The 10,418-nt window shown below is 32.0% G+C and carries 9 protein-coding genes; 7 read left to right on the top strand and 2 right to left on the bottom strand.

Annotated features, from left to right (window positions below):
• Window positions 1-58 precede the first annotated feature (58 nt).
• From EIG86_RS02450 to EIG86_RS02465, 4 genes are all read left to right on the top strand, one after another.
• Window positions 59-2,473, top strand: a complete 2,415-nt coding sequence (locus tag EIG86_RS02450) for an AAA family ATPase (RefSeq protein ID WP_127844562.1) — start codon at window positions 59-61, stop codon at window positions 2,471-2,473.
• A gap of 200 nt (window positions 2,474-2,673) precedes the next feature.
• On the top strand, window positions 2,674-4,215 hold the full coding sequence (locus tag EIG86_RS02455) for a DUF3696 domain-containing protein (RefSeq protein WP_192901697.1): 1,542 nt from the start codon (window positions 2,674-2,676) through the stop codon (window positions 4,213-4,215).
• Complete coding sequence (locus EIG86_RS02460) at window positions 4,215-5,237, top strand: hypothetical protein (RefSeq protein ID WP_127844564.1); 1,023 nt, start codon at window positions 4,215-4,217, stop codon at window positions 5,235-5,237. The genes EIG86_RS02455 and EIG86_RS02460 overlap by 1 nt, the downstream gene beginning before the upstream one ends.
• Before the next feature lie 10 nt (window positions 5,238-5,247).
• The gene (locus EIG86_RS02465) at window positions 5,248-5,427 is read left to right on the top strand and encodes a hypothetical protein (RefSeq protein ID WP_127844565.1); all 180 of its coding nucleotides are present in this window, start codon (window positions 5,248-5,250) and stop codon (window positions 5,425-5,427) included.
• A 41-nt stretch (window positions 5,428-5,468) separates the two neighbouring features.
• Here EIG86_RS02465 and EIG86_RS02470 read toward each other — a convergent pair whose 3' ends face one another.
• Window positions 5,469-6,197 carry an SOS response-associated peptidase gene (locus EIG86_RS02470; protein ID WP_127844566.1) on the bottom strand — a complete coding sequence of 243 codons (729 nt, stop codon included), beginning with the start codon at window positions 6,195-6,197 and terminating at the stop codon, window positions 5,469-5,471.
• Between the two features lie 33 nt (window positions 6,198-6,230).
• The gene (locus EIG86_RS02475) at window positions 6,231-7,490 is read right to left on the bottom strand and encodes a Y-family DNA polymerase (protein WP_127844567.1); all 1,260 of its coding nucleotides are present in this window, start codon (window positions 7,488-7,490) and stop codon (window positions 6,231-6,233) included.
• A 240-nt stretch (window positions 7,491-7,730) separates the two neighbouring features.
• On the opposite strand from EIG86_RS02475, the gene EIG86_RS02480 reads away from it, so the two are divergent.
• The 3 genes from EIG86_RS02480 to EIG86_RS02490 all read left to right on the top strand — a co-directional run bounded on the left by EIG86_RS02480 (window position 7,731) and on the right by EIG86_RS02490 (window position 10,197).
• Entirely contained in the window at window positions 7,731-8,687 is a 957-nt protein-coding gene (locus EIG86_RS02480; protein WP_127844568.1) for a hypothetical protein, read from the top strand.
• Window positions 8,688-9,068: 381 nt separating this feature from the next.
• Complete coding sequence (locus EIG86_RS02485; protein WP_127844569.1) at window positions 9,069-9,284, top strand: hypothetical protein; 216 nt, start codon at window positions 9,069-9,071, stop codon at window positions 9,282-9,284.
• Window positions 9,285-9,429: 145 nt separating this feature from the next.
• The gene (locus tag EIG86_RS02490; RefSeq protein ID WP_127844570.1) at window positions 9,430-10,197 is read left to right on the top strand and encodes a hypothetical protein; all 768 of its coding nucleotides are present in this window, start codon (window positions 9,430-9,432) and stop codon (window positions 10,195-10,197) included.
• The last annotated feature ends 221 nt before the right edge of the window (window positions 10,198-10,418 follow it).

The raw sequence follows: 10,418 nt of genomic DNA on the forward strand, positions 1-10,418 counted from the left end.
ATTTTGATGAAGTTTTTGATAGATGAAATTGTTGAATTAAAAATAAAAGGAAAACGATATGATTACAAAGTTTAAATCTATTAAGAACCTTGCTGTATTTCAGAATTTTGAATGGGATAAGACTGTCAAAGAGAAGAATAGATCCGTCAAAGAATTCAAAGACATAAATATATTCTATGGGCGAAACTATTCCGGTAAAACAACTCTATCTAGAATACTTCGAGCATTGGAATTAAACAAGATTTCAGATAAGTATGTCAACCCAGAGTTTACCGTATCAATTAAAGGGGAATCGGATGTTTCAAATGGAAACCTAAATGGACACTCCAAAAAAATCCGTGTTTTTAATGAAGACTTTGTTAGAGAAAACTTGAAGTTCATAGTTGATCCTGACGCAAGCATTGAGCCTTTTGCAATCCTTGGTGATGACAATAACAAAATCGAAGAAGAAATTAAGACCTTAGAATCTGAGTTAGGAATTAATGAAGAGGGCAAACAAACAGGGTTATACAAAGACCTTATTCAAGCGGAAAAGAATTATGAAACTGCAAAGAAGAACCATGATAGTGCTGATAAGAAACTTAATGAACAGCTGCGTTCAAAAGCCACAACAGGAGGTAAAACCAGCATCAAGTACAATTCTGCCAAATACGGAAAGCAGAATTACGATATCCGGGAACTAAACAAAGACATTAAAACCGTATTGAAGGATGACTATAAGGCCCTCTCTAATAATGAGCAAAAAGAACTGGAGAAACTTCTGGATGAAAATACTTTGAAGCCAATTCCAGCATCATCCAAAATTGATCTGAAACTTTCCAGTTTCATTGAGGAAGCGAAAGAACTTGTAAAAAGGCCAGTTAGCGAAAGTGGTAAAATTGAAGAACTGGTTAAAAATGCAATGCTAAATAAATGGGTCAAGGAAGGCCGAGTACATCATAAAAACAAAAGAGACAAGTGTGGATTTTGCGGGAATGTAATTTCTGAGAATAGATGGGAATTACTCGAAAAGCATTTTGATGAGGAGTCAGAAAGACTTGAAAAATCAATTGACGAACTGATTGAAAGGATCAAAACAATAAAACAATTTATAAAGGAGGCATTCAAACCAAGTAAAAATTTGTTCTACTCTAATTTCCACACAGAAATTGATTCTTTGATTGATTCATTTTCTGAAAGTTCAAAGACTTACACCGTTTCCTTAGACAGCATTTTAACACAGTTAAAAAAAAGGAAAAATGACCTAATTCACCCTTTTGATCTTGATACCCCAACTAACAATTCAAAGAAGATTCTTTCAGTATGGGATGATTATGAGGATATACGCACGAAATCAAATGAATTCTCTGATTCTCTTAGTGACAAGAAAAAGGAAGCTCAAAATAATTTGAGATTGCAAGAAATTTCAGACTTTCTCCTTACTATAAAATATACTGATCAAAAAGATGAAATTGGGAGATTGGCTAAAAAGGAGACAGCGGCCAAAACAAATAAAGAATCAATTGCAAAAAATATAGAAAAAAAAGAGGAAGCAATAGGGAGTAAAAAAAGAGAATTGAATGATGAGGAAAAAGGAGCGAAAAAAGTCAATGAATTTTTGAATGATTTTTTTGGTCACGGTTCCTTATCACTACGCGCCATTGAAGATAAATTTGATGAACAAAAGCAAATTCGGTTTCAAGTGATTAGGGATGACAATGAAGCACATCACCTTAGTGAAGGAGAATGCAGTTTACTTGCCTTTTGCTACTTCATGGCAAAGCTTGAAGACACTGATACAAAAGGAAGTAAACCTATAATTTGGATTGATGATCCAATCTCTAGTTTGGACGGTAATCACATTTTCTTTGTTTTCAGCTTGCTAAAATCTGAAATTGTAGACAGAAACATTTTTGAACAATTATTTATTTCGACCCATAATCTAGATTTCCTTAAATATCTCAAACGTCTAACTGGAGGCATGAAACCGCCCAATTCAAAGTTCCAAGATTACCAACGAGCTTTTTTCTTAATAAATAGAGATGAAAAGATTTCTCAAATACTTGCAATGCCCAAATATTTGAAAGATTACATTACAGAGTTCAATTTTCTTTTTGAACAGGTTTATAAATGTGCGAAGATTGAAACTGTAGATGACACTAACTATACTGTGTTCTATAACTTTGGAAATAACGCAAGGAAGTTTCTTGAAATATATCTCTACTATAAATATCCAGATGCTTCAAAGGATATAGAGAAGTTGAAAAAGTTTTTTGGTGCAGATCCAGTACCTACAATATTGACTGATCGCATAAATAATGAATACTCTCACTTGTCTGGTGTTTTTGAAAGAGGGGCAACCCCCGTCGAGGTACCAGAAATGAAGAAATCAGCAAATATGATTATTGAGAAACTAAAAACTGATGAAGATCAATATAATTCTCTTCTTAAAAGCATCGGTTTAGAATTTGAAAATGAAGTAGTAAATGATTGATATCTTCTTATCGGAGAATTGGAATCACCCCTTTAACAATGACGAAAATATAAATGAAAATTTTGAATATCAAATAAATTATTGTTCTACAGGTGTTTGTTTTTACGTTAATCAGAATTTATAAGATAATACCTGTTTAAATGATAAAATTGTTAATTTACAAAACATTTCTAACTAAATTTAAAAATTTAAAAAACCGTATGTCTCACTTAAAATATATCTCTTTAGAAAATTACCGCGTATTTGATAAAAAAACAAAATTCGAGATTTGCCCAATTACTTATCTAACGGGGCCTAATTCATCTGGAAAAAGTTCTATCTTCAAGTCATTACTATTGTTGAAAAATAACAGTAATAATGACCTACAGGTTTTAGACTTCTCAGGACCAAAACATAATCTAGGTTCATTCAAAAATTCTTTAAATAACTATACGGAAGATAAGAGGGGTATGGTGTTTGGATTAGAGGCTAGCATGACTGATTCTAGGTTTATGGGATCATTTTTAAGAGAGCCGGTAGCAACAAAAAGAAGTGTTTATCATATTCTAAAAGAGTTCCAGACTAATAACTCTGAAAATATTTATATCGAACTAACTTACTTTCAAAACCAGAGAAGTGGAGAATTAAAGAGTATTGAACTATTTCTAAAAGATAAAGTAGAATCTTTTTTAAAATTAAGCATAGGTAGTTTAGAAGATGAATACCATAGATTAAAATTTGATTACAATACAGTATCTAAAAACAAGGTTCTAAAAAAAATTTTTATAGAAGATGTTCTTAGAAATGACCACAAAATTAAAAGGTCAAAGAAACCTTTACACTTTAAATTAAGTACACATTTTTCTATAGAGAAGAATGTAACTAAACAGTTTTTCAATGAACCAACTTTAATTTTCGGAAAATTGTTTGAACAATTTATAGATGATAATGTAGAGTTAGAAGTTGAAAGAGATTTACATGAATTTCTATTTCGTAGACCTTTAAGCCGGATTTTAAAGGATTTTTCTCAAATTATTGAAAATACTGAATACTTAGAAGCCGTAAGAGCTAATACAAGAAGGCTTTATACCAATGACTCTCAAGGTACTTCTTTTAACGAATTAATTCTTGATTATAGATCTAGAGATATTTCAGAAAAATCAATAGCATTTACAAACCACTGGTTAAAGAAATTTGAAATAGCAGACAGCATTGAGTTTAATAATGTCGAAGGCGTAGCTACAACGATTTATCTAAAGAAAAAAGACAAACATGTCGCTTTAGCTGACTTAGGTTATGGTATTACACAGTTTTTACCAATCTTATTAAGAATTGCACTACAAGAACCTATAGAAAAGAAAAATAAGACTAATAAAAAGAAGAAAATAGAATTAAATATTGTTAAAAAACTAATTCTTTTAGAAGAACCAGAAACTAACTTACATCCGAAACTTCAATCCCTATTAGCAGAATTTCTAATAGATGCTACAAAAACATTTGAAGTAAGATTCATTGTTGAAACACATAGTGAATATATTATAAGAAAATCTCAATTGCTTGCAGCTGAGAAAAGAATACCACTAGATGATATCGTCATCTATTATTTCAATGCCGATAAAAATGTAAACGATGAGGAAGAGAAAATTCGAAAAATAAATATAAAAGAAAATGGTGCTTTGAGTCAACAATTTGGAGATGGATTTTATGATGAAGCTACTAAACTTAAGTTAGAATTATTAAAAAAGAAGAATATCTCAAAATAATGAAGAAACAGTTAATAGTAGAAAGTGAGTTTTTAGATAACCTATTCCTAACCCAAGAAACCAATGATGTCAGGTCAGACTTATATCATTTCATAACTCAGGATTTTTCGGATTATCATCTAATTTGTGACTTTGAAGGTGAAATTGATTTTCAAGTAGCTATGGAAGAAAATCCTATTTGGGAAATTATGCTTGATAAATTTAATACTATTGAATATCAGTCTAGTCTTAAAATTGACAAAATTTGCAGAGACACTAATAAATTTAGTCATAGTTTATTTTTTCTCGATCGGGATTCTTCCACCACAAACAATTTTACCGAGAAATATGGTTTCATATTTCTTAACAATAAAGATATAGAAAAGCGATGGGCAAAATTTGCTGAAACACGTAAGGGAGTTCATTTTAAAGTCACAAAAAGTAAATTAATTCCAGATGATCAAAAATTAGATTGTTGGTCAAAACTTGACAAGTATTGCAGTCCACTCAACAGTTTAATAATTTTTGATAAATATATTTTGAATGATTCTTCTAATCAAAAAATGAGTAAGAATTTACTTCCATTTTTAAAAATGTTGCTAAGCAATAAAAAAACTATACAACCAATTGATATTACCATTATTACTGAGCTGAAAAGAAATTGTAACATTAAAGAAAGACATTCTGTTATTGAAAGGTATCTAAAAAATTGCGGAATAAATTCATTTAACTTAAATATTGCCATACATTACAAAGGATTCTATCCAAAAAGCTTAGAAGGAATTCATTCAAGATTTATATTGACTAACTATTTCCATTTCAAATGTGATGCTAGCTTTAATTTTTTTAAGAATAATGGAAGTATAAATAATGATGCTGATATGAGAATTAATTTTATTCTTAGTGAAAACAACGAATTCTTTTTCAAAAAGGAATTACATGATATTAAACAATATCTAGATAAAATTAAAAATGACAGTCATCCATCACCTGAATATAAAATTATGTATTATCCAGATAAACAAAATTCTTTATTGGTATAAGTATTACATTATGGCTAACAAAGTATTACGAAAATGGCAGGTTTCCCAGAATAAAACTAAATTAGTTTCCATATCAACAAAATCGTTATGCAATCGAAAAGAACTTACTCCAACAACTGATTATAAACCAAAACGCTACAAAACCAAAACTCAAAAACCTTTCAAAACCCAAAAATCAAATCACGAATAACCAATCACTAATTGACCAGCCTAAAGCCTCCTGCATATAGCCTACTGCCTAAAGCTATAATCCACTTCCTCCAAAATCCAATCCACATTTGAATCTACCTTAGGGCTAAACAAATCACGACTCACAGGATAAGTATTCAGCAAACCATCATCAAAAGGCAAATCGATGAGGTCTTGAACATCAGTTGCACTCAGACCATCACTTAACCAGTCCTGTTCATGATCAGGAGAAAGCAACACCGGTTGGCGGTTCTTTTTATTATGAATCTTAGCAAACAAAGGCGATGCCGATTTAGTCAAAATCGTAAACGTCATCACGCCATCAATAAAAGTGTACAAACCAGCCAAAGACAATACCTCATCCTGTTCATGCTTAAAATGAAAAGGGTATTTTTTACCCTGGTGCTCGTGCGGTTCAAAAAATCCAGTAACCGGAATAATACAACGTCGGCTTAAAGCCGAACGCTTATAAATAAAATGATCAAACAACTTTTCAGAACGCGCATTCAAACCGCCACCATATTTCACAGCTTGTTTATAATAATCCTGAATACCCGAAGCTGATTTATTATCCGGCACAATACCCCAAAGACCAGGAGCAATCACCGAAGGCTCTTCCTGCGGAATCACCAAGAGTTCAGGATGCGCAAAACCATTCAAATGATATTGTGGCTGATCAAACGATGTTCGAAACGCTTCTTCAGCCAAACGAACATCATATCGCTGTTCCAATTGCACCACGCTTTTAGTCTGTGAAGTATGAAAACACATAAATACTGAATTTAAACTTTTAAACCGTTTACATTACACATTAACCACAATGATATCCTTAAAATCAGTGGTATATTTTGGTGACAATCGCTCTTGCTTCATTTTCCATTGGCGGCCCAAAGATTGACTACCAAATTTAATCTTATTTTTACCAAGTGTCCGATTCAGTCGATCTACAGTCGACATCAATTGGTCATGCCTTGGATCTTCTTCACTAAATAAACTGAACTGCTTTTGATCACTAGGACTCAAACCCATCACAATCACACCAGCCTTTTTATAATGATAACCTGGCTTAAAAATCGCTTCCAATCCAGCAGTGGCATACTTGACCAAATCAATACTCGAATTTGTTGGATAATGCGTATTCACCACGATATTTCTGCCATACTGTGGCAAATCCTTTCGGAATCCATTCGTATGCAAAAACACCATCAACATCTGACAATGCGACCCCTGTTTTCTTAATTTTTCAGCACAGGAAATCGCATAAGTGGACACCCGTTCCTGAACATCTTCCAATGAACTCAACATCTTTTGAAAAGACCGCGTCGTCGAAATCATTTTCTTATCCGCAGCCGACTCCAGATCCAAAGTCGGTTGGCCTTCCAAATCTTTTTTTAAACGCAACCCAACTACGCTCATATGTTTACGAACCCAGTCATCACTAAGCTGTGTAAACTGATAAGCATTATGGATATTCAAAGCCTTCAATCGTTGGCTATGTTTACGGCCAATTCCCCAAACATCATCAATAGCCAACCATTTCAAAGCCTTGATGCGTTTCTCTTCACTATCCATTAAATAAGCGCCATTCGTCCGTTCTGGAAACTTCTTAGCAATCCGATTGGCAACTTTAGACAAAGCTTTTGTTGGCGCCATACCAACAGATATAGGAATGCCAGTGCATTTCGTCACCTTATATTTCATATCATCACAAATCGATTGCAAATTGAACAACTCAAAACCAACAAATTTCAAAAAAGCCTCATCAATACTATAAATTTCAACCTCAGGCGTATACTCAGACAAGATATTCATCACCCGGCTACTCATATCACCATACAAAGCATAATTTGAAGAAAACACCTCAACCTTGTGCCGTTCAAAAAGGTTTTTATACTCAAATGCAGGCGCACCCATCGGAATATTCAAAGCTTTCGCTTCGTTGCTTCGCGCAATCACACAACCATCATTATTAGACAAAACCACCACAGGGCGACCATTCAAACTAGGATCAAACACCCGTTCACAAGACGCATAAAAATTATTACAATCAACAAGAGCGAACATAATCCAAACAATTTTGAAACCAAATTTAATACAATTCAATTGAAAATATCATCACCCAACCTCCAGATCTCACTATCCAAATCACCACCGCTCCCACACACCAATCCACAAGTAAAACGGATACCACAAACAAATACAACGAGCGAGTAAAAATCCTCACCCTTCGGGGGAGTCAGAAGAGGCTAAGGGCTTTTAAACATTTAAATACGACTAAGAGAAATAAATAATATATATTTGGTTATGAAATACCATTATTTATTTGATAATAATATATATCGACCATTAATGAATTCTAAAAATGGAGAATTCTTGCAAAATTTTAAAAAATCTATTAAAAAGAACAACATAATTACAAATATTCCTCTGCATAATATAGCTTACTCTGTTACTCCCTTTAGTATTATTGAGGCTTTAGGTGTTTCAATTCCCTACCCCGAAAACTTAATCTCAAATAAAAAATTGAAAATTGAAACATATAAAGAAGATTTTATTTCTCTAAGCAGAAAAGCAGAAATTCACTTTAAGAATCTTGAAATATTAAAAATTGAAAACTTATTAAATAATGCGAAGGAACAAAGCAAATACACAGATGATAAGTCAAAAGAATTAGAAAAAAAACTAATCATCAATCCTCTAAATAGTGAAGGGTTTTATAATTATTTACTAAAAGGGCTTGTTTTTGATTTTTTGTGTAAATACCAGTTTCCTCTGGAAATCCAAAAACGTGTATTTAGTGAGTATTTAATTCCTACATTTTTCTTGAATGATAGAGAAATTTCAAGGTTTAGTAAATTCCGAATCATAAAAAGACTATGGGATAATTCATATTATGAACTTGAAAAATCTAGAGACAATAAAAAAATTATCAGAGAGCTTAATCAATCAATGAAGTTAAAAAGGAATAAAGATTTTCTAGATTGTGAAATAATTCACTTTTCATCTATCGGTGATTTGGTAAACAAAGAACACAACCCTGTCATCTCATTTACATTGGATAAAAAAGAAACTGTAGTAAATAGACTAATAGTATATAAGTCAATGGTAAATCTATTTTTGAATAAATTGCTAACTACAGAACAATATGAAGAGAATGAACATATAATTAAGAATTGGAAACAAGGCATGATTGTTTTTTGCGATAATAAAGGGAATTTCACTAAATCAATTGATGTTAGCAATATAAATACGATATATTAACGTTGCTTACACAGTTAATTACTAATTCGAGCTAACCTACATAAATGCTCTTGGATTTTTAATTCTGTTTGTATTTGCCAAATTAGGTAATTATATCACCAAATCACTTCTAAACAATAAGGCTCCAACAAAACCAAATTTCAAATAAAAATTTCCAAATCTCAAATCTGACATCTAACAATCTAAAAAGGACAATGGCGTGCCCCCGGTTTGCTTTCAAAAAAGTAAAGCAAACCCGGGTCGGGCTATCCGTTCCAATCTGCATTTGCGCTGTGGATTCGCTAAAAAAGACCATTGCAAAAAGTAGTTTACAAAAATATTCGACGCTAGAATAAATTTTATACCGGAGCAACCTAAGTTGGTTGTGAGGATTTAAAATTTATGATAAGGAAGAAGATTAAAGTAAAATACTTTATTTATTTCAAGAATTACTCACAAAAATTGCAAGGTCTTTATGCTTTTGTGGGATCTTTAAAAAAAGCTCCACAAAAGCAAGCCTCACCAACACAGCGACAAAACACAGGATTTTCACTTCTATCCCTCACGCAACCACCACACCCAGCAGCAAGATCACAAAACCAACAAATCAAATTCTAAAAACCAAAAAAATCTCCCTAAAAACCATTCAACAAAAACTTGCCGCTTACATTTATCCGATTACAAACATTTAAATACAACTAGAAAGATTTAAAGATATATATTTGGTATTACTAGAAAGTTTAAGCACATAAAAAACAAGCAGATGAAAATATATCTACAAGATATAGTTAAAGGCTTGAAAAATTTCAGCAAAAGCCTTAATAAAAAATCTATTCTTATCGAGAAACCTTGGGCATTAATAGATTCAGACTTAGAAATCCAGAAGTTGATTTTTAAAAAAAATAAAGAATTAATAATGTCAAAGAATGGTCAAGTAAATATTGGAAAATGGGATTATTTACCAGAAGCTAAATCATTATTAATAAATAGAGGTACAGATACAATTCTTTGTAATGAAGGATTTATTGATGAAGGTGTAATGATTCTCAAAATGGATGGAACAAATAATGATTTTTTTATTTTAGCAAATGAAAATGTTATTCCAGACCTTGATGCTTATTCTTATTTGAAAAAGTTAAGATATCGGAACCTAAATATCACTACAAGATCATTGTTAGAAGGGAAAACACTTGAAATTATTCAAGATGATGACGAGTACAACAATCCCAAGTTAGGTAATAAGGTAACTATAGATGCAGAGGATGTTTCGGATGGTGTTTACAAAAATTATTCATCTAAAATAAAATATATTATAAAAAATAGTACAATTGCTTCAATAATTCACCAAGTTACCTATAAAACAAAAAATGGAGTAAAAATAATGGTTGAACAAAAAGAACAAGATTATTATTCAAAAGGGGAAAAAGTTTGGATTAATGAGGTGGAAGCTGAAAATGGAGAATACAAGGTTCTTGGTGGTAGAAATATTATTGTAGAAAATGGGAGAATAAAAAAGAAGAAATTATTTTAGCAAATTACATTCTGAAATATTAGTATTCCGCTACTAAACCCATATCCAAAACAACAGGGGGGCAGGTAATCAAACCCCTACTGGCATACAAAAGATAAACAAGCTAGACACATCCCATCAGTTCCAAAACAACATTATACAAAATACAAACCAGCGTGGGCAGGTAATATGGTGTGTCTCGGCACCTCTGTTTTGTTCCGGAAAAACATATCTACAAGGGC

Origin of the sequence: Psychroflexus aestuariivivens (assembly GCF_004010055.1) — a bacterium.
Taxonomy (GTDB): Bacteria; Bacteroidota; Bacteroidia; order Flavobacteriales; family Flavobacteriaceae; genus Psychroflexus; species Psychroflexus aestuariivivens.

What these genes read in the sequence shown, in the direction of transcription:
- EIG86_RS02450 (WP_127844562.1), top strand. Translation starts at nt 59, where the DNA reads ATGATTACAAAGTTTAAATCTATTAAGAACCTTGCTGTATTTCAGAAT.
- EIG86_RS02455 (WP_192901697.1), top strand. Translation starts at nt 2,674, where the DNA reads ATGTCTCACTTAAAATATATCTCTTTAGAAAATTACCGCGTATTTGAT.
- EIG86_RS02460 (WP_127844564.1), top strand. Translation starts at nt 4,215, where the DNA reads ATGAAGAAACAGTTAATAGTAGAAAGTGAGTTTTTAGATAACCTATTC.
- EIG86_RS02465 (WP_127844565.1), top strand. Translation starts at nt 5,248, where the DNA reads ATGGCTAACAAAGTATTACGAAAATGGCAGGTTTCCCAGAATAAAACT.
- EIG86_RS02470 (WP_127844566.1), bottom strand. Translation starts at nt 6,197, where the DNA reads ATGTGTTTTCATACTTCACAGACTAAAAGCGTGGTGCAATTGGAACAG.
- EIG86_RS02475 (WP_127844567.1), bottom strand. Translation starts at nt 7,490, where the DNA reads ATGTTCGCTCTTGTTGATTGTAATAATTTTTATGCGTCTTGTGAACGG.
- EIG86_RS02480 (WP_127844568.1), top strand. Translation starts at nt 7,731, where the DNA reads ATGAAATACCATTATTTATTTGATAATAATATATATCGACCATTAATG.
- EIG86_RS02485 (WP_127844569.1), top strand. Translation starts at nt 9,069, where the DNA reads ATGATAAGGAAGAAGATTAAAGTAAAATACTTTATTTATTTCAAGAAT.
- EIG86_RS02490 (WP_127844570.1), top strand. Translation starts at nt 9,430, where the DNA reads ATGAAAATATATCTACAAGATATAGTTAAAGGCTTGAAAAATTTCAGC.